Below are 26,967 nucleotides of genomic sequence, written 5' to 3'. Positions count from 1 at the left end.
CATCCAAGGCACTTTTCTGCCTTGGATGAGCCGCGCCTTTTCCACCGGATGCCGCTCGCCCCCTCGCCCTACTCCCGGACCGCCGGCTGCCGCTCCGCGCCCGTCTCCTGATAGAAGCGGTTCAGATCCGCCTCGCGCACCTCGAGCTTGAGGCGCGTGCCGGCCTCTTCGTACTCCGTCTCCTGCACATGAGCATGCTCGTTGAAAAACGACACCCAGGCGCCCTGGTGGAAAGGCACGACGACCTCGGCGGCGATATAGTCGCGGAAGATCTGCTTGCGGATCTGCGCGACGAGCTCGTCGACGCCCTCGCGCCTGGAGGCGGACAGATACACCCGGTCCTGCTCTACGCGCGGGTAGCTTCGGCCGGCGAGGTCGGATTTGTTGAACGCATACAGCATCGGGATGCCGTCCGCGCCGAGCTCCTTGAGCGTCTGCTCGGTGACCTCGATCTGCTGCTTGAACTCCGGGTTGGAGGCGTCGACGACATGCACGAGCAGGTCGGCCTCGGCGACCTCCTCCAGCGTCGAGCGGAACGCCTTGATGAGATGATGGGGCAGCCCGCTGACGAAGCCGACCGTGTCGGTCAGCAGGAACGACTTGCGGTCCGGCAGCTCGATGCTGCGTACCGACGTCTCCAGCGTGGCGAACAGCATGTCTTTGGCGAGCACGTTCTTGCCGGAATCGGGGTGGAACGTATCGACGAGCGCGTTCAGCAGCGTCGACTTGCCGGCGTTGGTGTAGCCGACGAGCGCGAGCACGGGGATCTCGTTCTTCTTGCGGCGCTTGCGCTGCACCTGGCGCTGGTGGACGAGCTTCTCGAGCTCCGTCTCCAGCAGGTGGATGCGCTCCTCGATCCGCCGGCGGTCGAGCTCCAGCTTGGTCTCGCCCGCGCCGCGGTTGCGCAGTCCGGCTCCGCCTCCGCCGCCTTGGCGGCCGAGCGACTCGCGCAAGCCGACGAGGCGCGGCAGCATGTAGTTCAGGCGGGCGACCTCGACCTGCAGCTGCGCCTCCTTCGTCTGCGCCCGCTCGGCGAAGATGTCGAGGATGACGATCGTGCGGTCGATGACCTTCGTCTTGACGGCGGCCTCGAGGTTGCGGATCTGCGAAGGCGACAGCTCGTCGTTGCAGATGACGGTCGGGGAATCGTACGCCTCCATGAGAGCCGCCAGCTCCTCGAGCTTGCCGGAGCCGAGGTAGTGCGTGCTGTGGATGCGCTCCGCCTTTTGTGTCAGCTCGGCCACGACCTCGATGTTGCAGGCTTCGGCCAGCCCTTGCAGCTCCTGCATCGAGTAGGCGAACTGGTGGTTGTTCTGTTCGTGCACGCCGACGAGAATCGCGCGCTCGCGGGGGTGTTGGTTGGAATGTGTTGTCATATGGGAAATCATCCTCTCTTGGGGCGGGTATGAAAAAACACGGGCCTGGCGGCCCGTGTTCGCAGTTATGCAGGATGGATCGGCTTCGTCCCTGTCCGCCTCGCCGCATGGCAGCGGCGCCCGGAGGGACGCGGACGGCAGCATGCCGCCGCGCCGCTCTCCGGCCGGACAGAAAGGCTCCTCCGCGGACGGAAGAGGCGGCCTCGCCGACATCTCCGCCTAAGGGGCCGAAGCCGCCGGGAGACGGGAGATGCGAAAGAGGCGCGTCAAAGCGATGAACGTGGATTCATCCACGATTCGAGATCCCTGCACAAAGGCAGAACATGGGCGTTATTCCATTAGCGACGCACCGTGCGGATCCGAATCGAATGAATCACACGCAACCCTCCGTTCGATCGCGAGCCGCCCGGCTGGAGCCTGACGGCCCGCGGACGGCTTTCGCGTTTGATTGCTACGAGTGTAGCATAGCCGCTTTCCGTCCCGCAAGCGCTCCACATCACTATAGGAGAACTTTACCACTCTAGTCTGGTCGCCAAGCGGGGGCGTTATCCGTTCATCGACTCTCGCTCCTTCAAGCGCGATGGATAAGAAAAACCCACCTCTACATGAGGTGGGTTTAAGTATTAGTGGGAGATTAACGCCGCAGCCATCTCAATCTTGGTAAGAGGATCTATGCCAGAGTCGGACTTGCTTTGCTTTGACACTTTGCGGATGTTGGCTGCGGAGCGGGCGGGGGAAATGTTTTTCTCCACGCACTTAGCAATGGCCTCAGCGTGCTCGTAAGGCGGGTCATAGCTACCAATAAGATGGATAGGAGTCCGGTAACGGATGACCAATTCTTCACCCTGCTCTTCGGAAAAGCCGAAGTGATGGTGCAATTCCCTGGCAATTGCCGTTTCATACGGAGTCAGCTTTTCGCTCTTCATGGTTCCACGCTCCTTCCTCGCTATAAACATAATACCCGGTGAGTGCCAGCCGCGAATCCCACACGTCGGAGCAAAATGCAATCTGCGTTCCTAATCTAGGGAGACTGAGCTTTTGATTTTGTCGGGAATGAATAATCCTGTCGTAGAACCAGTCGAACCCGTACTGGTATTGTATCTCTTGTTGAACAATAGCGCCAGTGTCGTTGTCGGCCATAGGCCCGATTACAACAGCGGGGTGTTTTTTACAAGGGTCTCCGGATTGGCTAGAAGCTAACCGGTGTTGATAAATAAAATACGCCCACGAGCGCGAGACACCACTGAAAATAGTCGTCTCGTTCTCCACGCCACCATCATCATCTATGTAGGGTTGAGGGAGAAAATCAACCTCCAGAACGCAGGGTCGGACAAACTCACCCACACGCGCTCGTTTCTCCGCCGCTTTGTGCGCCCATTCACGTGCTTGGTCAATGTCGGGCGTTGCGTAAAAGCCCGGTCCGAAATCTCGTCCCGGCCTCCAGTATTCGGAGTTGATCAGCTGACGGGAAAACCCAGCTAAGCTGTCATCTGTCGTTCCGTGGTAGAGCTTTTCAATCACGAGCTGCAAATAGGATCCTCCTAAGATCAGTCTATGCTCCCTATGTTATCATGTCGGTTGACTTAGAGGGAGTATCTTCCACTTGAACAGGAAAAGGTTCCCTGCCGACATTTACAAAAATATGACGGACATGCCCCTCACATCCCTCTATCCGAACTCCCTCCTCTCGCCTTATAGTAGTCTCAGCCGGAATGGAAGAAGATTCCGCGCCCATCGAAAGGGGACGAGTTATGAAACCAGCTTTGTCATGGAAGAAACGCCTGCTCGGCGCGGCCGTCGCCGCAGCCCTCCTGCTCCCTGCCCCGCTGGCGCAGCCCGGAGGCTACCGCGCCTATGCGGAGGGGCCGTCGGACCCTGCGCCGTCCATCGCCGCCAAGGTCGTGAACGGCAACGCCGGCAAGAAGATCCTTTTCGACAACACCCATGCCCAGACGGCCGGCGCCGCGGACTGGGTCATCGACGGCGGCTTCTCGGACTTCGGCAACGCGCTTGCGTCCGCCGGGTTCTACGTCAAGGAGCTGCGCAAGACGACTCCGATCACCCTCTCCGACCTGACGCCGTACAACGTGTTCATCACGGCCGAGCCGAACGTGCCGTACAAGGCGACGGAGCAGGCGGCGATGGCGCAGTACGTGCAGAACGGCGGCAGCATCTTCTTCATCGGCGACCATTACAACGCGGACCGCAACAAGAACCGCTGGGACGGCAGCGAGGCGATCAACGGCTACCGCCGCGGCGCCTGGACGAACCCGGCCAAAGGCATGAGCGCCGAAGAAGCCGCCTCCCCCGCCATGCAGGGCGTCGTCAGCTCGGACTGGCTCGCGACGAACTTCGGCGTGCGCTTCCGCTACAACGCGCTCGGCGACGTGAACGCGACGCAGATCGTCGCGCCGAGCCAGGCGTTCGGCATTACGCAGGGCGTGTCGTCCGTGGCGATGCATGCCGGCTCGACGCTCGCGATCATTGATCCGGCCAAAGCCAAGGGCATCGTCTACCTGCCGCAGACATCCGCCAAGTGGGGCAGCGCCGTCGATCAGGGCGTCTATGCCGGAGGCGGCGTCGCCGAGGGGCCGTATGTCGCGGTCGCGAAGAAAGGCGCAGGCAAAGCGGCGTTCATCGGCGACTCCTCCCCTGTCGAGGACGCCTCGCCGAAGTACAAGCGCGAGGACACCGGAGCGAGCAAGACGACGTACGACGGCTTCAAGGAAGTCGACGACGACACGCTGCTCGTCAACCTCGTGAACTGGCTGGCCGTGCCGGAAAGCTACACGAGCCTGTCGCAGGTGAGCGGCCTGACGCTCGACAGCCCGACGCCGCTGCTCGCCTTTGAGAATCCGGCCTCCTCGACCGAGCCGCAGGCGGAGCCGTGGGCCGCGCCGGCCGCCGGCTACAAGTGGTACGACTCGTCCACGTTCAAGACGGGCTCCTACGGCTACGGCGCCGCGTCTCCGACGCCAACGCCTACCGTGACGCCGACCCCGACGCCGACCGCTTCGCCGACGGCAACGCCGACTCCGACGCCGGGCGTGCTCAGCTACAGCTTCGTGACGCCAGCGACGCTGCCGAGCAACGGCACGTCGTTCCAGATCACGGTCAAGGCAAGCGGCTTGACGCCGAACGGCACGACAAGCGGGTACAACGTCGGCATCTACCTGACATCCGGCGGCACGCAGATCGCCCAGGTGCAGAACGCCGACGGCAGCTGGCCGACCGCCTACGGCTACAGCTCCTCGTTCAGCCTGACGGCCGACAGCAGCGGCAGCGCCTCCAAGCAGCTCACCGTCCGCATCAAGTCGGGCTCGAGCGGAGCCGCCAGCCTGCGCCTGCGGCAGAACAGCACGAACCTGACGACGGTGTCCGTCACGCTCGGCAGCTAGGCGCTTGAAGGAGCGGCCAGGCCAGCGCTCCGGCGCAAGGGCTTGGCGCGAGGTCCAGATCGGATCCGGAGCGTCGGCTTGCATCCCGTCAAATCGCATAGCAGCGAGTAGACCGCCTAACCTTTTACGAGGTTCGGGGCGGTCTGCTTTTTTTCGAGCGGCTCCGGCGGCTGGCGGACGGGCTCCTCAGTGCCATATTTACCACTGAGGAGGGCCGTTCCTCGGCGGCGGGGCCTCTCAATGCCATTTTTACCACTGAGGAGAGCCGTGCCCCACGCTCCTTCCACCCCGCATCGTTGAAAGTGTATCTCTTTTTGTTGACCCGCTGAATGGGTGCGCTTTCACCTGTTCCCTACAATAGGAGAGACAACGGTACAAGGGGGAATCATCATCGTGCATACCAAGCTGCTGCGCCGACTCGGCGCCGCCATGCTGGCGCTCGTCATCGGGCTCGCCGGACTCGGCCTGCCGGCAGGAGGAGCGGTCGCCGACGCGGCCGCTTCGTCCGACCCGGACGGCTTCATCAAGGGCGTAGACATCTCCACGCTGCAGGCGCTCGAGGACAAGGGCGTCGCCTTCTACGACGACGGAACCGAGCGCGACCTGCTCGCGATCCTCAAGGAGCATGGCGTCAACTACGTGCGCCTGCGCCTGTGGAACGATCCCGTCCAGGCGGACGGCTACAACGACAAGGCCCATCTCATCGAGATGGCCAAGCGGGTGAAGGCCGCCGGCATGGGGCTGCTCGTCGACTTCCATTACAGCGACTTCTGGGCCGATCCCGGCCAGCAGGTCAAGCCCGCCGCCTGGGCTTCGCTCGGCTTCGACGAGCTGAAGGCGGCGCTCTACGGCTACACCCGCGAGGTGATGGACGAGCTGCTCGCCGAGGGCGCATACCCGGACATGGTGCAGATCGGCAACGAGATCAACTCCGGCATGCTGCTGCCGGACGGCTCGACGAGCCGCTTCGCGCAGCTGGCCCAGCTGCTGTCCGAGGGCGTGCGCGCGGTGCGCGAGACGACGCCCGCCGGGCACGAGACCAAGATCATGCTGCATCTGGCCGAAGGCGGCAGCAACGCGAAGTTCCGGACGTTTTTCGACCAGGCGCGGCTGCAGGGCATCGACTATGACGTGATCGGACTGTCCTACTATCCGTACTGGCACGGCACGTTCCAAGAGCTCAAGAGCAACATGGACGATCTGGCGGCCCGTTACGGCAAAGAAGTCGTCGTCGCGGAGACGGCCTACCCGTACACGCTCGAGGACGCGGACGGCCACGGCAACATCGCCGGCGAGGCGCAGGCGAAGCTGACCGGCTTCGAGGCGAGCGTGGCGAGCCAGAAGCTCGTCACCGAGCTCATTCTGAACACCGTCGCTCATGTGCAGGGCGGCAAGGGGCTCGGCGTCTTTTACTGGGAGCCGGCCTGGCTGGCGGGCGTCGGCTGGAAGGCCGGCGAAGGCAACGCGTGGGAGAACCAGGCGATGTTCGACTTCGACGGCAACGCGCTGGAGTCGCTGGATGCGTTCCGGTTCGTGCCGGGCGATCTGGACGACATCAAGCCGCTGCTCGTCTATCCCTCCCTGGACGTGACCGCGAGCGCCGGCTCCGCGCCGGAGCTGCCGGCCGAGGCCGAGGTGCTGCTCAGCGAGGGCAGCATCGAGAAGCGGGCAGTCGTCTGGGACGAGCCGGCCGATCCGGATCAGTGGAAAGTGCCGGGGACGTACGAGCTGCAAGGCTCCGTGCAAGGCGTGGACGCCGCGATGCGGGCCGCCGTGACCGTCAAGGTCGTGGACAATCCGAACCTCGTCCGTAACCCCGGCTTCGAGCAGGACGGCCTGGCCGGCTGGACGCTGAGCGGCACGGAAGGCGCGGCCAAGCTGTCCAAGGAAGCGGGCAACGCGCATAGCGGCGGGCATTCGGTCAACTATTATTACGGAACGGAGTACGGCTACCGCATCAGCCAGACGGTGACGGGGCTGGAAAACGGCACGTACCGCCTCAGCGCCTGGGCGTCGGGCGGCGGCGGCGAGACGAAGCTGCGGCTGTTCGCCGAAGGGTACGGCGGCGATCCGCTCGGCGCGGATGCCGTGAATGCGGGCTGGAACGTATGGAAGCCGTACGCCGTCGAGGAGATCGAGGTGACGAACGGACAGGTGACGATCGGCTTCGACGTCGAGGCTCCGGGCGGCACATGGGGGTATTTGGACGATTTCGAGCTGGTGAAGGCGCCGGAGAAAAATCCCGTGCAGAACCCCGGCTTCGAAAACGGCGACCTGACCGGCTGGACGCTCGGCGGCACCGCCGGCGCGGGCAAGGTCGAGAACAATGCGGCCAATGCCCATGCGGGCACGCATGCGTTCAACTATTGGTATGAGGATCCGTACCGCTTCACGCTGACGCAGATCGTGAGCCAGCTGCCGAAAGGCGTCTACGAGCTCACGGCCGCCGCATCGGGCGGCGGCGGCGAGACGAAGCTGCAGCTGTACGCCGAGACGGGCATCGGCTCGCGCTGGAACGCGGACATCGTCAACACCGGCTGGAATGTATGGAAGGAATACAAGGTCAGCGGCATCGAAGTGGCCAACGGCCAGGTGACGATCGGCTTCGACGTCGAAGCGCCCGGCGCGGCATGGGGCTGGTTCGACGACATTCGGCTGACGCGGACCGGCGACCTGCCGGGCACCGGCGAGCCTCCGGCGACCGGCGAGCCTCCGGCGACCGGCGAGCCTCCAGCGACCGGCGAGCCTCCGGCGACGGGCGAGCCTCCGGCAACGGGCGAGCCTCCGGCGACGGGCGAGCCTCCGGCAACGGGCGAGCCTCCGGCGACCGGCGAGCCTCCGGCGACCGGCGAGCCTCCGGCGACGGGCCAGCCTCCGGCAACGGGCGAGCCTCCGGCAACGGGCGAGCCTCCGGCAACCGGCGAGCCTCCGGCGACCGGCGAGCCTCCGGCAACACCGACGCCGACGCCGGAGCGGACTCCGGCGCCAACCGCTACGCCGGCGCCAAGCGCGGCAGCCTCGCCGACGCCGAGCGCCGGCAGCGGCGTCGTCGCCGTGCAGGCCGGCCAGCTGTCCGGCGATGCCGGAGCCGCCGCCGTCCTCAAGCTGGACGGAGCGGCGACCGTGCGCCTGGGCGCCGAGCTGAAGCCGCGGCTGGCGGACGGCCTCCGCCTCGAGCTGCCCGGCCTGAGCGCCGAGCTGTCCGGCGACGAGCTGCGCCAGCTTTGGCAGCAGGCCGGCGATGCGCCGCTGTCGATCCGCCTGAGCGCGGCGGCCGGCGTAGGAGAGCAGCTGGCTCCGCTGCAGCAGCCGGGCAGCCGCGCGTATGCCGCCGCAGGCGGCAGCGTGGAGCTCGCCATCGGCTCGATCGCCGCGGACGGCCGGGAGCTGCCGCTTGAAGCGGCTTCGATCCGGCTGAAGCTGAGCGCGGCAGCCGGCTTCGATCCGGAGCGCTCCGGCATCTTCCGCCTGGACGCGAACGGCGCGCCGGCCTACCAGCTCGGCTCCCGGCTCGCAGGCGGCGATTGGACCGCCGACGCCGACGTCCGCTCCGCCGGACGCTACGCCGTGCTGGAGCTGAGCGTCGCGTATGCCGACGTGCCGGCCGGCCACTGGGCGCAGGCGGGCATCGCCAGCCTGTCGGCCAAAGGCATCGTGCAAGGCGCAGGCGCGGCAGGCTTCCTGCCCGCCAAGTCCGTCAGCCGCGCGGAGCTGGCGGCCATGCTCGTCCGGGCGCTCGGCCTGAGCGCCTCCGGCAGCGCCGCGGCAGGCTTCGCCGACGTCTCGGCGGACGCCTGGTACGCCGGAGCGGTCTCGGCCGCTCTGGACGCGGGCATCCTTCGCGGCCAGGCGGACGGCATCGCCGCTCCGCAAGCTTTGCTGAGCCGCGAGCAGATGGCGGCGATGCTCGTGCGCGCCGCCGCCGCAGCGGGCAAGCCGCTCGTGGCTGCCGCCGGCGAACGGCCGGCTGCCGCCGACGCGGGAGCGATCGGTGCCTGGGCGGCGCCGTCCGTCGCGGCCGCCTACGAGGCCGGCCTGCTGCAAGGCGACGCGAACGGCGCGTTCCGGCCGCAGGCGGAGCTCACCCGCGCGGAAGCCGCCGCCGCGGTGCAGCGCCTGCTGAAGCTGCTGCAGGCGTAGGTTCATTCGCCCGCAGCGGTCCGTTCTGACGCAAGCACCCTCATTAAAGAGGCTAACGACGAATCCGCTCATTAGACGGCCGAATTCAGCCCTCGCCGAACTTTAATGACTCGTGAGAAGCTTAGCGTCGGGAAAACAGCGTCCAACGAGTAGAAATACCGCCATGCGAACGTTTAAGCGTCTGAGGAGTCGTTAACGCAGAGGAAAGCGGAAAAACAGGCGTCTAAGCTTCTGACCCGTCGTTAGAACACAAACCCGCATCGAAGCAAAGCGGCTCCGAAAGGCTGCTGCCTATATCCTCAAGCCCGCCACCGGCCTCGGCCGCTGGCGGGCTTTTTTATCGCGCTGCACGGGGCGAACCGCTTCCCGATCCGCCGCGAAGCGCTCACCCGGCCGCGGCCAGCGCCGGCCGATCGAGCTCCCTGCCGATGGCGGCAGCGCTCGTCAGGCAGGCTCATCCTTCGGCTTGCGGGCGGGCAGACGCTTGAGCTGCCGGGCCAGCCTTTTCAAATACAGCGCCTGGAGCAGGAAAACCAGTCCATATAGACCCGGCAGCAGGATGATCTCGAACGGATAGCCGCCCAGGCGGGCGATGTAGACGACCACAAGCGCGAGGCCCAGCCCCGAACCGATCAGCGAAACCCAGAAGCGGCGAAGCCTGCGGGCGAGATCGCCTCCGTACAGCGTCAGCGCCGCCGCCGTGATCAGCACGCAGAGATTGTAAAAAAGCTGGCGGTTGATCGGGAAAAGGAGCCTCTTCGAAGAGGCATAGCTGATCGTCCACTCCTCCAGGGGCAGGCGGTCGAGCTTCACCCGGCAGACGCCGTCCTCGCAGCGCAGCGGCACGTTGCTATGCAGCCTCCAGCCCCAGCTATCCGGCAGCCGGGCCTCCAGCTCGACTTCAGGCTGCCCTTTCCAATAGGCGGCCGGCGAAAGATAGTACCGATGCGCCGCCATCCGCAAAGCCGCGCAAGCCCATCCCCGCGCCTCGGCGCGGAGCCTCCTCCGCAAGCCCGCGCGCCGCGCCGACCTGCGCCCGAGACGGCAAGCCTTGCGCCGCGTCCGCCCCTTTTGCTGCATCTGCCATGCCCCTTTTGCCGCATCCGGCCGTCCTCCTGTCCCTTACTCCTCATCCCGGCGCTCCCGCTTCGGCAGCCGCTTCTCCAAAAAGACGAGCGTCAGCCGTTCGTCGACGAGCCTTTCCTTGAAGGGCTCGTAGCCGAGCTTGCGGTAGAACGCCAGGTTTTTCGTGCTGCGATGGCCCATGAACAGCTCTGCGCGCGCCGCATCCGGCCAAAGCCGCTCCGCCTCCAGCAGCAGCCGCTTGCCGAGGCCTCGGTTCTGAGCGGACGGATGCACGATCAGCTTGCCGATGCGCACGCTGTCCCCGTCGCGCTTGGCGCGGACGGAGCCCACGATGTCGCCGCCTTCCACGACGATCAGCACAACGCCCTCCCGATGATCCTGCTCCAGCTCCTCCAGCGTCTGCGTCAGCGGGGGGATCGCCATGCCGTCATACAGCTCGGCCTCGCTCAGATAAGCGAGCCTCTGCAGCGAAAGGATGGCCGGCAGGTCCTCCCGTTTCGCTCGTTCGATCATCCGTTCTCCTCCTCCTGGATCGATTGCGGCCATCCCGGCCGGCGGATGGTCCGGATGCCGCTTCCATCTCTTCCAGTATATCGAGGATTTCCCGCTTGCCTAGAGCGCTTTGCGCTGGAATCTCCCGCTGCGAGGAGTGCGGCGCCCATGCCGATCGCACGTCAAAAAGCCGGCCCCCGAGGGCAATGCCATCAAGTCAAGCTGATCTTGATGGCATTGCCCCTGAGGGACCGGCTTGGCGACAAGCTTGAAGCCGCTCGCAGACGCCTGCGAGCGGCTCCTGCATCGGCGCTGCCCTGGCGGCGGCGAGGCCGGCTCGCCTCAGCGGCAGGCGAGGCCGCCGCTGGCGCTCAGCGCCAGCCGCCGCCGGGCGCCTGCTGCGGCGCATACGCCGCTGGCGAGCCGTAGCTCCGCTGCGCGTACGCCGCGGACGCTCCGTAGCCCTGCGGCGCGTAGGCCGCCCAGCCCTGCTGCGGCTGCCCGTAGCCGGCGTAGTAGGCCGCCTGCGGCGCATACGCCCGGGCGGCGGCCGCCTGATGAGCCGCGTAGCCGGCCGCATACGGCTGGCCGGCCTGCGCGTAGGGCTGGCCGTACGGCGGCTGCGCCTGGAAAGGCGACTGGCCGTACACATAGGCCGGCTGGCCCGACACGCCGGTGCCGGCCCAGGAAGGCGCGGTCCGGTAGGCGGAGATCGCGCCGACCGTCGGCGCGTCCTCCAGCTCCTCCGCTCCCTGCGGCCCTCGAGCTCCTTGAGCTCGCGTCTCCCTCGCCCCCTGCGGGCCTTGAGCTCCTTGAGCTCGCGTCTCCCCCGCTCCCTGCGGCCCTCGAGCTCCTTGAGCCCGCGCCTCCGCAGCCTGCCCTTCCTCCCCGCTCTCGCGCGCCTGCTTGCAGCTGTCGAGCGGACCGATCGCGACGGTCTGCTTGATCGGCGCGATCGCTTCCTTCCATTTCGCCTCGTCGAGGCAGTACGTCTGGGCGATCGCCTTGGCCGGCGTCAGCCGCAGGATGTCGGAGCCGAGGATGACCTGCGGCGTCGGCGCGTCGAAGATCGCCAGAATATGCGTGTCGTCCGAAGTCGCCTCCTCGAAGTGCCACCAGCCCTGCGGCACGATGACGACCTCCTGCGGCACGATCGGGATGGAGATGAGCTTGTTCGTGAACGGATTGATCATGCTGACGGTCGCGCTGCCCGAGATCAGATAGACGAGCTCCGAGGCGTTCTGATGATAGTGCGGCTCGACATAATGCCCCCGGCTCAGGAAGATGTCCAGCAGCGAGGCCGAGCCGAGCGTCGGCAGCTGCTTGTAGCCGAGGATGTTGATGTAGTTGCTCGCGTTCGTCTTGAACGCCGTGCTCTTCTTCATGTCGAACGAGAACTTGAGATCGGGATCCGTATAGTCCATGTACGAGACGGTCATGTTCCCCATCCTTCCCCCTGCGTGATGCCTACTGAAAAGGATATGAAGCTCGGAGTCCGTCCCATTCCCGCCACCCGTCCATTCGGCTGCAGCCGGACCGGCTTTGCTCTGCCTAAGGCAGCAGCTCGCGCACGGCGACGTCGTCGATGCGGATCGCATGCGGAGCGTCCGGCGTCGCGGCCGCGCCGTCGACGACGTTGCCGAGCAGGAACTTGAGCTCTACCGTGCCGTCTGCCGCGGGCGTGACGACGACGCGGTGCACGCGCGCGCTGTCTCCCGTCAGGCGGACCGCCGACTTGCCGACGCCGGCCGCGCCCGTCCATTCAAGCTCGATCGGACGGTCGGCGTCGCTCCATGCGCGGAACGTCAGCTCGTAGCTGACCCCGCCTTTGAGCTTGAGGCCGCCTTGGATGAGCTGGCTCGACCAGCTCACCGGCACGTTCCACTGCGGATGGATGCCCCCGTGGTAGAAAATGTCGATCTTCGCCGCCCCGTCCTCCACGGCGAAGGCGGAATCTCCGCCTTCGCCTTTCCAGTACGTCCAGCCGGCCTCGCCGCTTGCGAACGAGCCGTTCGCGAGCAGATTGCCGTCCGCCTCCATGACCGGCTGCCGGACGGAGGCGTCGGCATAGCCTTCCGCCTGCACCGTCACCGTCGCCGTGCCGGCCGAAAGCCCGGCTGCCGGCAGCAGCCGCAGCACGCCCGGCTCCAGGACGTAGGCGTCCGGCGCCAGCGTCCTTCCGTCCGCCGCCACCGAGCGGACCGCCGCCCGCCAGTCGGCATCGTCGGCGAACGTCAGCTGCAGCTCCGAGCCGGCATAGTTGCCGTCCAGGTCCTCGTTCAGCCGCACCGGCCGCTTGAACGGAGCGTCGGCGACCTCCAGCACGACGTTGCCGATCCAGACCTGATGGCTTCCCGCCGGCGTGCCGGGCAGCCTGCCGAGCAGGAACTTGAGCGCGAGCGTCTCGTCGGCGGTCGGCCGGAACGTGTAGGCGAAGCGCTGCCAGTCGCCGGTCAGCGCCTTCTCTCCGGAGTCGAAGCGCCGCGCGTAGGAGGCGTTCTCCAGCGTCGCCTGCAGCGGCCGCGCCTCGCTCGCCTTGGCGTCGAACTCCAGCTTGTAGGCGAAGCCTTTCTTGAGGCTCAGGCTGCCTTGGTTCAGCATGACGTTCCAGCTCTCGCTCCCGGCATTCGAGATGTCGATGCGTGCCGCGCCGCCATCCGCCGCGAAGGTCGCTCCGGCTCCTTGGACGAACGGCTCCCACGAAGCCAGGCCGCCGCTGAAATCGCCGTTCTGCAGCGGGAACAGATCCACGCCGGAGTAGTCGACGTTGCGGTCCGACAGGCGGAGCAGGCGAGCCTCGTCCAGTACGATTTCGCCCGCGGCGCCTCCGAACAGGAAGGACAGTCGTCCCAGCGGATCGCTTTCGCCCGCCGGCATCGTGAAGGCGAGCTTATGCTCGGCCATCGCCGTCCCGGCCGCCATCTCCTGCGAGGCGTACGTCCGGCTGCCGCCCTGGCTGCCGAGCTGCACGCCGACCGTCCGCCCCGCCGTGGAAGCCCGGGCGCGGAACGTCAGCTCATAGTCGTCGCTTTGCAGCAGCTGCAAGCCGTCCTGGCGCAGCGCCGCGTCCTGCGGCGCGCCTGCCGCTGCGGTCGTCAGCCGGACCTCGCGGGCGGACGGATCGACCGATGCGGACGCGCCGGCGGTCGGCGCCGCATCCAGCGTCCAGTAGGTCAGCCGGTCCATCTTGCCCAGCTCGAAGCTGCCGTTGTAGATATGGTTGCCGTTCTCGAGCGGCTCCTTGGCCGCCAGCGGGTCGCGCAGCTGCTCGACCTCCTCCAGGCGGACATTGCCGATCCAGACGTCGCCGGCCGCGAGGCCGACGTTGAACTCGAGCCGCGCCGTGGAGTCGGTCGCGTTGCCCATCGCGAAGCGGTATTCGAACGGCTTGACCTCCGTGCCGAGCTGCGGCGCGAACTGGTCCGTGTAAGCGGCCCAGCCGTTGTCGGCGTCGCCGCCCAGCTTGACGGCGATCGCGCGCGGAGCCGAGGCTTTGGCGTCGAAGGCCAGCCTGTAGTTGCGGCCCTTGACGAGCGTCGCGTGCTGGATCAGCTGCAGCGAATAGTTCTGCTGGCCGCCGTCCGTCGCCGTGATGCGGGCCATCGGCGTGCCGCCGACCGTCTCGATCTTGGCCGTGCCGGCCCCGCCGAATTCGCCGGTGTGCAGGAAGTTCCAGTAAAGCGGATCGAGCGCCGCCCCCGGAGCCGCGACGTCGGTCAGGCCGCGCGCGAATTCCCGGTCATGGATCCAGCTTCCGTCCACCGGCTGCTTGGCGTCTGCCGGGATCGGCTCCTTGACCCCGCTCGGCTCCTGCGGCGTACGGTAGTCGCGGCCCGTCAGCTCGTATGCGCGGACGTAGTCGACCTCGACGCGGCCCGGAAGGTCGGAGTCCTGGGGCGTCCGGCCGCCGTCGTAGTTGCCCCCGACCGCCAGATTGACGATGAGGTGGAACGGCTGGTCGAACGGCGCCGGGAACGCGTACTTGTCCGGCTGCCCGACGCCTTGGCTGCTCCACTCGTTCTGCGTCTGGTACAGCTTGCCGTCGACGTACCAGCGGATCTCCCCCGGCTCCCACTCCACGCCGTACGTGTGGAATCCGGTGATGTCCTCGCCTTCGGGGAAATGGTACTCCTTGCCGGTGTAGCGGTTGTCCGGCCAGGTCTTGCCGTGGTGGAGCGTGCCGCCCACCTCGCCGAGCAGCCGTCCGCGCGCCTCCATGATGTCGATCTCGCCGGAGGACGCCCAGACGCCGTAGACGCTGTCCTGCGGCATCATCCAGAAGGCCGGCCACAGCCCCTCCCCGGCCGGCAGCTTCATGCGCGCCTCGAACTTGCCGTACGTCTGGCTGAACGTCGGCGACGTCCACATCCGGCCGGACGTGTACGGCTTGCCGCCGACGCTCTCCTTGCGCGCCTCGATGACGAGCTTGCCGTCCTCGACCTTGATGTTCTCCTTGCGATAGAACTGCTGCTCGTTGTTGCCCCAGCCGTCGACGCCGTACTCCGCGCCGTTGCCGAGCTGGTAGCCCCACTTGCTGAGGTCGACGCCGTTCGTATCCGGCTGCGCCGCATTGCCGTCGAACTCATCCGACCAGGTCAGCGTCCAGTCGCTTTCCGTCGGCGTCGAAGTCGGAGCCGGCGTCGGCGTAGGCGTTGGGGTCGGCGTAGGCGTTGGGGTCGGCGTTGGGGTCGGCGTCGGAGACGCGGACGACGTCGGCGTTGGCGTTGCGGTCGGTGCCTGCGTCGGCCAAACGATCGGCGGCGCGGCGCTTGGCGTTGGCGAAAGGCTCGGCGAAGGGCTCGCGGCCTTGCCGCCGCTCACGGCGCCGGAAGCGACCGTACGGCTCTCGCCCGCCGGCAGCGGCTCGCCGTTCAGCGTCACGCCGGTTCCCGCAGCCGTGACGCGCCCTGCGCTGCCCCGGATCGACAGCTCGGAGCCCGCTCCGCCTTGCCCGACCTCCATCTCGCCGACCTCGGCCTGCGGCCCGATCTCGATCGTGGCGCGGCTTTGCGCCTGCAGCCGGCCGACCTCGCTGGAGCCCTCGAGCACGACCCGCACCGGTCCGGACGGCTTGTCCACGACGACTTCGCCCGCCGTGCTGTCCTGCAGATGGATGCTGCTGGCGCCGCCGCCTTGCACGAGGATGCGGCCCTTGACGCGGACGCCCTTCAGCGTCACGTCGCCTTCGCCGATGCCCGGCGCCAGGTACAGGTCGCCCGCCACCGCCGTGCCCTGCACGACGACGCCGCCCGTCTTGACGACGAGATTGCCGGCCTCCGCCTTGGCATGCGTGCCCGGCGCGGCGACGATGTCGCCCGACAGCCGGTCCAGCAAAGCGATCGCCTCCTCCCTCGTCACCGGCGCGCCCGGCTTCAGGCTGCCGTCGCCGTAGCCCGACAGGTAGCCGCCGGCGAGCAGCGCCTCCAGCGCCGGCCGCGCATAAGCCGCAGCCTTGGCTCCATCGGAGAACGCGCCGAGCTTGTTCGCCGTCGGGCCCGCATCCGCCAGTCGGAACAGCTTGGCGGCCAGCACGGCGGCCTCCTGCCGCGTGACGGCAGACGAAGGACGGAAGCTGCCGTCCGGATAGCCGCTGGCCAGGCCCGCGGCGCGCAGCGCCTCGATCGCTCCCGCGTGCCAGGCGCCCGGCTTCACGTCGGCGAAGGCCGCCGACGCCCGTTCAGGCGTCGGCAGGCCGAACAGGCGGACCATCAGCTGCGCCAGCTCGGCGCGCGTCACGGCCGCCTGCGGACGCGCCGAGCCGTCCGGATCGCCCGCCGCCAGTCCAAGCTGCGCCCATTTCGCCATGACCGCATCCGACCATCGGCCGGCCGCTGCTGGGGCTGACGAGGCTGACGGAGCAGCTCCGGCTGTCGATTCGGCCGCCGGTACAGATCCGGTCGCTGCCAGTGCCGCCGCTGGGGCCGTCGAGGCCGCGTTCGCGCCTTGCGCTTCTCGTGCTGCAGCTCCATTCGCAGCTGCCGCCCCGATCGTCTGCGCAGCCTGGCCGCTGCTTGGCGCGGCTTGTCCTCCGCCTGCCGGCGCTCCATAGGCCGGCATCGCTCCTGCAGCCACGAGCAGCGCGCACAGCGCTGCAGCGGCCGCTTTCCCTTTTCTCATTCCAATGCCCCCTTCTGATGTTAACGCTTTCATAATGAGATGCTACTTACTATAGAGGAATCCAATGTTGGATTATATCCCCATATTTCAGGTAAGGTGACGGGAGTTCGGATCGCCGCCGACTTTATTCCTGCTGCTGTTGAAACGTCCCTCCGAATGTACTCCTTGCTGCCGAACGTCCGTCTTGCCATCTCTCTTCTCACGCCCGCCTCGCCTCGTCGCTCCAGCCTCGTTCATCTCGTCCAATCGTCCACCTCGCCCGCCCCACTGATCTCGTTCATCTGTCCACCTTGCCCGCTCCGTCCATCCCGTTCATTCGTCCATTCGCCCGCCTCGTCCAACTCGTTCATTCGTCATTCGCACGCTCCGTCCATCTCGTCCATCTCGTTCAATTCGTTCATTCGTCCACCTGCCCCTCGCTCAACTCGTTCCTTCGTCCATTTCACCGGTCTCGCCCACCAAGCTCTTGGTTCCATTCGTCGCTCGTCTCGTTCCTCATGCCATCCCTCCAGCCGCCTGCTGCCTCGTCCGCCTCGCCTGCTCGTCAGCCGTGCCGCTAACGATACGGAGAAGCGCTATTTTGCCCAAAACGAACAGCTGGAAATTCTAACGATACTGAGGCGCGCTATTCGACTAAAATCGGCCAAAATCATCGTTCTGGACTCGAATAGCGCTCGCCAGTATCGTTAGCTGACAAAAAGGCTCGAAAATCAGCAAATAGCGTCTCTGAGTATCATTAGCATTCGCAGGCAGCCCTGGATGCGGCACATCCGAGGCTAGACTCACTGCGCTGCGAAAGAAAAACCTCGGCTTGGCAACCAACAAACAGACGCCCCCCTGCAAGAGGCCGCCCATCATCTGAGCAGGTGCCCGCAGGGCACGGCTCCAGCCCTTAGCGGCGCCACCGGCCAGGCGCCCGCAGCGCGACGTCTCCAGCCCCCAGCGACGCCTTCGGCCAGGCGCCCGAAGCGGTGCGACGGTTCAACCCCCTAGCGGCGCCTCCAGTCAGGCGCCCGCAGCGGTGTGGCGCCTCCAGCCCTCAGCGACGCCTCCGGACAGGCGGCCGCAGCGGCGCGATCGGCTCCGCGGGCGGCGATCGCCACCTCCGCGAACGACAAAAAGACGGCTCCCCTTGCGGGAAGCCGCCCCTCTACGCGCGCATGCATTACGGTCCGTCGACCGTCATTCCGCCGATCCAGCGTTCCGTCGATTCGTCATTCCGCCGATCCATCATTCCGACGATCCATCGTTCCGTCGATTCGTCATTCCGCGGATCCAGCGATACGCCGGTCCGTCATTTCGCCGTCCGACAATTCGTCATTCCGCCGTCCGCCGATCCGTCAGCCCTGCAGCTCGACCGTCCAGCCGAACGGGTCTTCCTTCTCGCCGCGCTGCAGGCCGGTGAGCTCGTCGTACAGCCGCTGCGACAGGTCGCCGGTGCGGCCCTCGTTCACCTTCATCGCCTCGCCCTGCCAGTACAGCTCGCCGATTGGCGAGATGACCGCCGCCGTGCCCGTGCCGAACGCCTCGACGAGCGTGCCGGCCCGATGCGCGTCGGCGACCTCCTGCATGGACAGCTGGCGTTCCTCGACCTCGTAGCCCCAGTGGCGGAGCATCGAGATGACCGAGTCGCGCGTGATGCCGTGCAGGATGCTGCCGTTCAGCGCCGGCGTGACGACCTTGTCGCCGAGCACGAAGAACACGTTCATGCTGCCGACCTCTTCGATGTACTTGCGGTGCACGCCGTCCAGCCACAGCACCTGCGAGTAGCCCTTGGCCGTCGCTTCCTCCTGCGCCTGCAGGCCGGCCGCGTAGTTGCCCGCCGTCTTGGCCTCGCCGACGCCGCCCGGCACCGCGCGCACGTAGCCGGACTCGACGTAGATGGAGACCGGATTGACGCCCTCGGAGTAATACGCGCCGACCGGGGACAGGATGATCATGAACTTGTACTGGTGGGAAGGAGCCACGCCCAGCGTCGCCTGCGTCGCGATGACGAACGGACGGACGTACAGCGACGTGCCTTCCTCGGACGGCACCCAGTCGCGCTCGACGACGAGCAGCTGGCGCAGCGCCTCGAGGAACAGCTCCTCGTCGATCGTCGGGATGCTCATGCGCGCGTTGGACAGGTTCATGCGCTTGATGTTGCTCCGCGGACGGAACAGCAGCACGCGGCCGTCCTCGGTCAGGTACGCCTTGAGCCCCTCGAAGATCGTCTGGCCGTAGTGGAACACCTTGGCGGCCGGATCCAGCGTGATCGGCTGGTAGGGCACGATGCGGCCGTCATGCCAGCCCTGCCCCTTGTCGTAATCCAGGATGAACATATGATCCGTGAAGCGGGTGCCGAATACGGAGCCTTGAAGCGACTCCTTGGCCTTCGGCTCCTTGGTGCGCTCGATCTTGAACTCGTAAGCCATCTGCGATCCTTCCTTCCGTCGTCCGCCTCGTGCGGCGTCCGAGCATTCTTCTACTAGTCATCCTACCACTTGATCCCCTATAGTGAAAGGATCGGTTTCATTCAGTTCTCCATACCTTCCGGGTATGGCATTCCGGACGATCGCCCGCAGCCGCCAGGCTTTTCCATTGTTGCCGAAAGGAGTCTTCCGTATGGATATGCGCCAGCTGAATTACTTCGTGACGATTGCCCGCGAAGGCCAGATTACGCGCGCGGCGCGCGCGCTGCACATGGAGCAGCCGCCGCTCAGCCGCCAGCTGCGGCAGATGGAGGAGGAGCTCGGCGTCGTGCTGTTCGACCGCACGGGACGCAGCCTGCGGCTGACCGCCGCCGGCAAGCTGCTGCTCGAGCGCGCGGAGCGGCTCATGCGCGAGTTTTCCGACACGCTGCAGGAGGTGCGGGAGCAGGGCGAGGGCATCCGCGGCGTGCTGTCCGTCGGGGCGGTCGTCTCGTGCATCTCGCTGCTGCCGGATCCGATCCGCAAGTTCCACCGCCAGTATCCCGACGTGACGTTCAAGGTGCATGAAGGGGATCATTTCTCGCTCGGCCAGGAGCTGGACGCGGGCGAGATCGAGCTGATCGTGACGCGCCTGCCGTTCGAGTTCGACTCGGAGCCGTCGGCCTACAAGATCGCTCCGCTGCCTTCGGACCCTTTCGCCGCCATCCTGCCTGCGGGCTGGGCGCCCGAGAGAGGGGGGCCGATCTCGCTCGGCGAGCTGGCGGAGCATCCTTTCCTCACGCTCAAGACCGAGCGCACGACCGCCATGCACGAGAAGCTGCTCCAGCAGTTCCGGCTGGCCGGCTGCGAGCCGCATATCCTGTGCGAATGCTCCAGCGTCGCCGTCATCCTCGCGCTCGTCTCCGAAGGCATCGGGGCGACCGTGCTGCCGCGCTCCGTGCTGGCCTCGTTCCAGATGTCCGGCATCGAGCTGCGCGAGCTCGGCGGCGAGCGCTTCCACTCCGAGGTCGGCATCGTCTGGCGCAAGGACCGGTACCTGTCCAAGAGCGCGGAGCGGTTCATCGCGACGCTGCTTCAGACTTGACCGGAACAGCTGGCCTGGATGATTGTGCAGGTGAAAAAGCCAAAGGCACCCTCGAGGAGGGTGCCTTTGGCTTGTCTGCTATTGTCCGCGATCCGGAACCGCGGCCTAGGCCGCTTGCGGCGCGCTCAGCCGCACCAGCAGCGCGGCGGCTTGCGCCCGCGTCACCGGAGCCGTCGGAGCGAAGCGGTCGCCGCCGATGCCGCCCATGAGGCCGGCCTGCTGCAGGGCGGCCACCGACGGCCGCGCCCACGCCGGGATGCTCGCCAGGTCGGCGTAGTCCGGCCGAGCGCCGGCGGCCGGGCTCAGGCCGGCCGCCTTGGCGGCCAGCACGGCCAGCTCCGCGCGCGTGACCGCGCGGTCCGGACGGAAGCTGCCGTCCTCGTAGCCGCCGATCAGGCCGGCTCCGGCTGCGCCGGCGATGGAGCCGCGCGCCCAGGCCGGAATCTGCGCGGCGTCCTTGAACGCCGCTTGTCCGCCGGCCGACGGAAGCTGCAGCGCCCGCGCCAGCAGCACCGCCAGCTCCGCGCGGCTGACCGAGGCGTCCGGACGGAAGCTGCCGTCCTCATAGCCTTGGGCGATGCCGAGCTGGATCGCCTGCCGGATGCTTGCGGACGCCCAGTGCGTCGCCGGCACGTCCTTGATCTGCGCCGGGGCCGGCGTGGCCGACGGCAGCGCCGATGGCGCCGGGGTAGGGCTGCTCGTCGGCGCCGGGGTCGGACTTGCCGTCGGGCTTGCGCTCGGCAATGGCGTCGGCGTCGGCGTGACGACCGGAGTCGGCGCCGGGGTTCCGCTCGGCGACGTCGTCGGGCTTGCGCTTGGCGATGTCGTCGGGCTTGCGCTTGGCGATGTCGTCGGGCTTGCGCTCGCCGTCGGCGTTGGCGTCGGAGTCGCGCTCGCCGTCGGCGTCGGCGTCGCCGTCTCCGCGTTCGTCTTCACGAACGCCGCGGCAGAGTTGCCGCGTCCCGCCGTGGCGCGGACGGCAAGCTCGTACTTGCCTTTCGGATCGGCTCCTTCGAGCACGTAAGCGTAGGCCGTCTTTCCATCGACATGCGGCACTGTGACCGTCCAGTTCGCGCCCAGCGCGTCGGTGCGCTCATAGAGGCGGTAGGCGGTCGGAGCGGCGCCGGCCGGAGCCGTCCATTCCACCTGCAGCTTGCCGGCCGCGTTCACCGACCAGCGGGCGTCCCGCACCGCCGCCGGAGCGGCGTCCGTGCGCTTGATGCGGTAGGCGTCGTAAGCATCGGTCGTGCCCGCCTCCGTCGTCGTGTACGCCTGGAAGCCGATCGAATCGTCGCTCACCTGCACGCCGGTGAACATCTCCTTGCCCGGCTGCTCGTACTTGGCCGCGTAAGGGAACTCCATGCCGGTCTTGACGTTGTAGCGCTTGTCGCCGGCCGCGTTGGTGATGAGGTACAGCGTGCCCTTCGGATCGACGACCTGTCCGTCCGCATCCGGCAGCTTGTCCTTCTGCGCCTCGCCCCCGAGCATCTGGAAGCTGCGCGTATACGTATGGTCGTGGCCGCCGAGCACGAGGTCGACGCCCATCTCGTCGAACACCTTGGTCAGCTCCGAGCGGAAGCTCACGACGTCGCTGTCCGACACATGGCTCGCGACGGAGTACATCGACTTGTGCAGCAGCACGACCTTCCACTTCTTGTCCGTGCGGGCCGCCTCGGCGCGCAGCCATTCCACCTGGTTGCGGTAGATCTGCTGGTACTCCGCGCTGCTCGCGGCAAGCGAATATTCCGTGTTGATGACCATGAAGTGCGCCGGGCCGTAGTCGAACGAGTACACCGAGCCGTCCGGCTTGGCGCCCGTCTGCGACAGGTTCGGCAGGTTGAAGTGCTGCGTGAAGTTGCCGTAGCTCTTGGACTCGTGGTTGCCGACGAGCGGCACGAGCGGCCGGCTCATGAGCAGCTCCTTGGGCTTGTCGAAGAACCAGGACCACTGCTCCTCGAGGTCGCCGTTGTCCACCAGGTCGCCCGTATTGGCGACGAACGCCGACTGCGGGAACCGGTCCAGCCCTTCCTGAAGCGTATGCGCCCAGGTGACGAAGTCCGCGTCGGTCGTGCCTTGCGAATCCGTCGTATACAGGAACGTGAACGCCTCCGGCTGCGCCGCCTCCGTCCGGAACGAGCCGGTGCCGCTCCAATGGCCGTCTTCCCCGTCGCCGACGCGGAACACATAGTCCGTGCCCGGCTTCAGGCCGACCGCCTTCGCCTTGTGGCTCTGGTAGACCGTCTTCTTGCCGGCGGCTTTGTCCGCCTTGGTCTGGTACGTCTCGACGCGCTCCGCGGAGCCTTCGAACGTCAGCGCCTTGTCCGCCGGGAAGCCGCCTCCCGCCGGAGCGCCGCTCTTCTCGGCGACCTGCAGCTTCGTGCCCGGGTAGTCCTCATAGGTATACCAGGCGACGCCCAGCTCGGTGCGCGGATCTCCATGGAACGTCAGCGCCACCGACTGCGGCAGCGGCGACTGCGGCGGATCGACCGGCGTCTGCCCCGCCGTCTTGTACGCCAGCAGTTCCATGTCGAAGTACAGGTCGGAGCTGCTTTTGCTCTGCTGATGCACCTCGACGGCGATCTCGTTGGCGCCTTCCTTGACGACGCCGGCCAGCTTGTCCGTCAGGTCGACGTCGTAGAACGACAGCGGCGCCGATTTGCCTTCGACCGACAGGGTCGAGTAGCTGATCGGGCCTTCCGGCATGTTGTAGCGGGCGATTTCCGTCCCGTTGACATACAGCACCATGCCGTCGTCGACGCCGAAGCTGCCGACGAAGCGCTTGTAGTCGGCAGCGCCGCTCAGCTGCACCGTCTTGCGGAAATATGTCGTCAGGTACTTGTTGCTGCTGCTGCCCCCGTAGCCGATCGTCGTGGCGATGCCGCCGAACCTCGACGTCGCCGTCTCCGCCCGTACCGGGTAGCCGAGCGGAGCCGTCCCCGCGTCCCATGACGAGTCGTCGTAGACCGCCCTCCAGACGCTGCCCTGATCGGCCGGCGTCACCAGCACCTTCCAGTTGCCGCCCCCTTCGACCAGCTTGAGCGGCGTCTCCTCCGCGGCTTGCGCCGGCTGTGCCCCCGGCCATGCGATGCCGGCCGCCAGCGCGGCGCTCAGCATGATGCCGAGCCCTTTCCGTACCCACTGTCTCATGCGCTTCCTCCTGCCTGTCCGTTGTGGTTGCATCGCCCATTAGCGTACGGGACTTCATTCAGCGGAGGATCAGCGTTTCATGATGCTTTAGTAAAGAAATAAAAAAACGGCCCCCCGTCCTCCGGCCTTAGGGCATGTTGGAAGCACGCCCTAAGCCAGGGTCAGGATGAACCGTTCCAGCTCGTTGGCCATGCCGTACAGGCTGGCCCTCGTCTCGAACTCCTCGCGCGTCTCGGGCAGCGGAAGCTCCTTGTGGTAGTCGCGGATCGAGCGCAGCCGCTCGTGGTAGTCGCGGCCGCCGGGAATCGTGTTCCAGTGGTCGGCCAGATCGTCCAGGAACTCGCCGATGCGGCGGCCCTGCTCCAGCCTCGCGTCGACCTGGGAGACGAGCGGCATCATCGTCTTGAGGATGTCGGCCTGGCGCCTTCGCGTCTCGTAGTAGGTGTAGAACAGGCTGCGCCGGCCGCTGAAGTCGTTCTCCGTCGCCTGCACGCCGAGCGCCCGCGCCTGCTCCAGCAGCTTGTCGAGCTCCAGCAGCTCGCGGCCGTCCCACAGGCTGCTGCCGTCCTTGAGATAGATCGCCAGCTCGCGCAGGATGCGCTCGATGTTGTCCTCGATGCGCCGCCGCAGGGTCATCACCTGACGCTCGATGCCCGGCATGTACAGGTTGACGACGAGCGACAGGCCGAGGCCGATCGCGATCAGCGCCAGCTCGTTGCCGATGAACGAGAGCGTCAGGTCGCCGTGGATGTACACATGCATCATGATGACCGAGCTGCTGGCGATGCCGCCGGTGCAGCGCAGCCCGACGCACAGCGGGATCAGCACCAGGTAGATGGGCACGAACAGCAGCGCGTAGTAGCCGGCCAGCTCGAAGGCCAGCCCCGAGACCGCGATGCCGACGAGGCAGGCGAGCAGCCGCTCCCAGATCGCGTTGAACGACTGGCGCCTCGTCTTCTGGATGCAGAGCAGCGTGAGGATGCCGGCGGAGGCGAAGTTGAGCAGTCCGAGCTGCTGGGCGGTCAGCACCGACAGGCTGACGCCGACGGCGGTTTTGAGCGTACGGAATCCGATCCTCATGATTCGCTCCTTGTCTCGTCAAAAATGTCACCCCGATTATAGCATCCGCGAAGTTCCGTGACGAACCGGCGTCTTTCTTCAAAAAATCTGCCCCTGATTCTCGGAATATTCTCCCTTATCTGAAATCTATTTCAGTGGTCCAATAGAGTAGAAGATTCCGCAAGGAAATTCCGAAAGGGGATGGATTGATGAAACGCAAAAGTCTTGCCCTTACCCTGATCCTCATGCTGCTGGTGGCGATCGTGCCGGCAACGGTGTTCGGCGCCGCGGCCTGGACGCCCGGCACCGCCTACAAGGCGGGCGACGTCGTGACGTACGCCGGCAAGGACTACCGCTGCGTGCAGTCCCATACGGCGCTGACCGGCTGGGAGCCGCCGAACGTGCCCGCGCTGTGGACGCCGACGGGCGGCACGACGCCGACTCCGACGCCTTCCGCCACGCCGACGGCCACTCCGACTCCGACCGCCACGCCGACGCCCAAGCCGACCGTGACGCCGACGCCTACCGCGACGGTGACGCCGACTCCGACCAAGACGCCGGTTCCCACCGCTACTCCGACGCCTACGGTCGCGCCGACCGCCACGCCGATTCCTTCGGCCACGCCTTCGACCGGCAAGGTCGTCGTCGGCTACTGGCATAACTTCGACAACGGCTCCGGCGTCATCCCGCTGCGCGACGTGTCGCCGAACTTCAACGTCATCAACGTCAGCTTCGCCGAGACGCTGAGCGACCATGCGACGCTCACGTTCGTGCCGTTCCAGACGACCCCGGCCCAGTTCAAGGCCGACGTCGCCTACCTGCAAAGCCAGGGACGCCGCGTGCACATCTCCATCGGCGGCGCCAACGCCACCGTCGAGCTGAACACGGCGGCAGCCAAGGCCAGCTTCGTCAGCTCGCTGAAGAACATCATCAATACGTACGGCTTCGACGGCATCGACATCGACCTCGAAGGAAGCTCGCTGTCGCTGAACGGCGGCGACACCGACTTCAAGAACCCGACGACGCCCAAGGTCGTCAACCTGATCAGCGCCATCAAGGAGATCATGGCGACGTACGGCTCCGGCTTCGATCTGACGATGGCGCCGGAAACGGCGTACGTGCAGGGCGGCCAGATCGCCTACGGCGGCCCGTGGGGCGCCTACCTACCGGTCATCCACGCCGTGCGCGACCAGCTCGACTACATCCACGTCCAGCATTACAACAGCGGCTCCATGCAAGGACTCGACGGCAAGTCCTACGCCCAGGGCACGGCCGACTTCCAGGTCGCGATGGCCGAGGTGCTGCTCAAAGGCTTCCCGATCGCCGGCAACGCCAGCAACCTGTTCCCGGCGCTGCGCGCCGACCAGGTCGCGATCGGCCTGCCGTCGTCTCCGGCCGCGGCGGGCGGCGGCTACACGCAGCCGGCCGACATCGTCAAGGCGCTGAACTACCTCACCAAGGGCCAATCGTTCGGCGGCCAGTACACGCTGCAGACTCCGGGCGGCTACTCCGGCTTCCGCGGCGTCATGACCTGGTCGATCAACTGGGACAAAACGACGAGCTACGTCTGGTCCAACGCAATGAAGGGCTACTTCGGCTAAAGCGGTTGTTCCCGCCGCTGCGCGAAGCCGCATGTCCATTGCCCGGCCTCTTCCGAGAGGCCGGGCTTTCGCATGATTGCAGCGTCGCCCGGCCATGCCTGGCATAGCCCGACTTGGCTGGCATGGCCCGTCTTGGCTGGCCTTCCCGTTCTTGCGCCGGATGCCGGCCACGCATAAAAAACGGCTCAAGCCGTTCTCTGCCGGTTGCGCTGCGGTCGGGCGAGGTAAAATAAGAGAAAAGGGGGCTTGCACGATGAAGGAAAACAAATACGACGATCCGGAGTTTTTTGACCGCTACAGCCGGATGCCCCGTTCGCAGGGCGGGCTGGACGCCGCCGGCGAATGGCCGGCGCTACGCGCCATGCTGCCGCCGCTTGACGGCAAGCGCGTGCTCGATCTCGGCTGCGGCTACGGCTGGCATGCCCGCTACGCGCGGGAGCAAGGGGCGGCGTCCGTGCTCGCCATCGACCTGTCGGAAAAGATGCTGGAACGCGCCCGCGAGCTGACCGACGATCCCGCGATCGACTTTCGGCGCGGCGCGATCGAAGACATCGCTTTCCTTCCGGGGGAATTCGACGTCGTGCTGAGCTCGCTCGCGTTCCACTATGTCGGCGACTTCGCCGCGGCTGCGGTCAAGGTGCATGACGCGCTCGCGGACGGGGGCAGCTTCGTCTTCTCGGTCGAGCATCCGATCTTCACCGCCCTACCTGCGCAGGACTGGCAGTACGGGACGAACGGCGAGAAGCTGCACTGGCCCGTCGACCGCTATCACGACCAGGGCCTGCGCTCCGCCCGCTTCCTCGGCAGCGACGTCATCAAGTATCATCGCACCGTCTCCACGTATCTGAACGCGCTGCTCGCCGCCGGCTTCTCGATCCGCCAGCTGTCGGAGCTCGCTCCGACGGCGGAGATGCTCGAGCGCAATCCCGCCTGGGCGGAGGAGGTCCGTCGGCCGATGTTCTTCCTGATCGCGGCCGACAAGACCGGCAGACGGTAGCTGGAGCCGTCGGGGGCTGGGGCGGTCGGTTGCTAGGGCGGTCGGTTGCTAGGGCGGTC

The 26,967-nt window shown here is 66.6% G+C and carries 15 protein-coding genes; 5 read left to right on the top strand and 10 right to left on the bottom strand.

Translation table 11 applies throughout. The features are described from left to right. Positions 1-68 precede the first annotated feature (68 nt). From hflX to H582_RS31135, 3 genes are all read right to left on the bottom strand, one after another. Positions 69-1,376 (bottom strand): GTPase HflX, encoded by a 1,308-nt coding sequence (gene hflX, locus H582_RS0116610; protein WP_028599411.1) that lies wholly within the window; start codon positions 1,374-1,376, stop codon positions 69-71. 623 nt (positions 1,377-1,999) lie between these two features. After that, positions 2,000-2,302: a hypothetical protein gene (locus H582_RS0116600; protein ID WP_028599410.1), complete on the bottom strand. Its 303-nt coding sequence runs from the start codon at positions 2,300-2,302 to the stop codon at positions 2,000-2,002. Then, positions 2,274-2,897, bottom strand: coding sequence for a DUF3990 domain-containing protein (locus H582_RS31135; RefSeq protein WP_228551789.1), 624 nt, complete (start codon positions 2,895-2,897; stop codon positions 2,274-2,276). The genes H582_RS0116600 and H582_RS31135 overlap by 29 nt, the downstream gene beginning before the upstream one ends. 230 nt (positions 2,898-3,127) lie before the next feature. Here H582_RS31135 and H582_RS0116590 point away from each other — a divergent pair, with 230 nt between their 5' ends. Both H582_RS0116590 and H582_RS30255 read left to right on the top strand, forming a co-directional pair. Further along, a complete protein-coding gene (locus H582_RS0116590) occupies positions 3,128-4,774 on the top strand; it encodes a DNA-binding protein (protein WP_028599408.1) in 1,647 nt (548 codons plus the stop codon). A 393-nt stretch (positions 4,775-5,167) separates the two neighbouring features. Next, positions 5,168-8,914, top strand: coding sequence for a glycosyl hydrolase 53 family protein (locus H582_RS30255; RefSeq protein ID WP_052333358.1), 3,747 nt, complete (start codon positions 5,168-5,170; stop codon positions 8,912-8,914). A 444-nt stretch (positions 8,915-9,358) separates the two neighbouring features. On the opposite strand, the gene H582_RS0116580 is transcribed toward H582_RS30255, so the two are convergent. The 5 genes from H582_RS0116580 to H582_RS0116555 all read right to left on the bottom strand — a co-directional run bounded on the left by H582_RS0116580 (position 9,359) and on the right by H582_RS0116555 (position 19,023). After that, a complete protein-coding gene (locus H582_RS0116580; RefSeq protein ID WP_127464489.1) occupies positions 9,359-9,994 on the bottom strand; it encodes a hypothetical protein in 636 nt (211 codons plus the stop codon). 42 nt (positions 9,995-10,036) lie between these two features. Further along, positions 10,037-10,513 (bottom strand): GNAT family N-acetyltransferase, encoded by a 477-nt coding sequence (locus H582_RS0116575; protein WP_043111470.1) that lies wholly within the window; start codon positions 10,511-10,513, stop codon positions 10,037-10,039. Between the two features lie 350 nt (positions 10,514-10,863). Then, positions 10,864-11,931, bottom strand: a complete 1,068-nt coding sequence (locus H582_RS33255; protein WP_084137381.1) for a cupin domain-containing protein — start codon at positions 11,929-11,931, stop codon at positions 10,864-10,866. A 112-nt stretch (positions 11,932-12,043) separates the two neighbouring features. Then, entirely contained in the window at positions 12,044-16,609 is a 4,566-nt protein-coding gene (locus tag H582_RS28110) for a carbohydrate binding domain-containing protein (protein WP_164820150.1), read from the bottom strand. Between the two features lie 1,340 nt (positions 16,610-17,949). Further along, positions 17,950-19,023: a branched-chain amino acid aminotransferase gene (locus H582_RS0116555; protein ID WP_028599405.1), complete on the bottom strand. Its 1,074-nt coding sequence runs from the start codon at positions 19,021-19,023 to the stop codon at positions 17,950-17,952. A 190-nt stretch (positions 19,024-19,213) separates the two neighbouring features. On the opposite strand from H582_RS0116555, the gene H582_RS0116550 reads away from it, so the two are divergent. After that, positions 19,214-20,104 (top strand): LysR family transcriptional regulator, encoded by an 891-nt coding sequence (locus tag H582_RS0116550; RefSeq protein WP_028599404.1) that lies wholly within the window; start codon positions 19,214-19,216, stop codon positions 20,102-20,104. 105 nt (positions 20,105-20,209) lie between these two features. Here the strand turns inward: H582_RS0116550 and H582_RS30250 are convergent, their stop codons facing one another. Continuing rightward, entirely contained in the window at positions 20,210-23,251 is a 3,042-nt protein-coding gene (locus tag H582_RS30250; RefSeq protein WP_052333356.1) for an S-layer homology domain-containing protein, read from the bottom strand. Between the two features lie 150 nt (positions 23,252-23,401). Next, on the bottom strand, positions 23,402-24,331 hold the full coding sequence (locus tag H582_RS28100) for an aromatic acid exporter family protein (protein ID WP_043111469.1): 930 nt from the start codon (positions 24,329-24,331) through the stop codon (positions 23,402-23,404). Between the two features lie 188 nt (positions 24,332-24,519). Here H582_RS28100 and H582_RS0116535 point away from each other — a divergent pair, with 188 nt between their 5' ends. Then, positions 24,520-25,911: a carbohydrate-binding protein gene (locus tag H582_RS0116535; RefSeq protein ID WP_043111468.1), complete on the top strand. Its 1,392-nt coding sequence runs from the start codon at positions 24,520-24,522 to the stop codon at positions 25,909-25,911. A gap of 253 nt (positions 25,912-26,164) precedes the next feature. Next, positions 26,165-26,908: a class I SAM-dependent methyltransferase gene (locus H582_RS0116530; protein ID WP_028599402.1), complete on the top strand. Its 744-nt coding sequence runs from the start codon at positions 26,165-26,167 to the stop codon at positions 26,906-26,908. The last annotated feature ends 59 nt before the right edge of the window (positions 26,909-26,967 follow it).

Origin of the sequence: Paenibacillus pasadenensis DSM 19293, from assembly GCF_000422485.1 — a bacterium.
Classification (GTDB): domain Bacteria; phylum Bacillota; class Bacilli; order Paenibacillales; family Paenibacillaceae; genus Paenibacillus_O; species Paenibacillus_O pasadenensis.
This window is presented reverse-complemented; position numbering and strand designations above follow the sequence as displayed.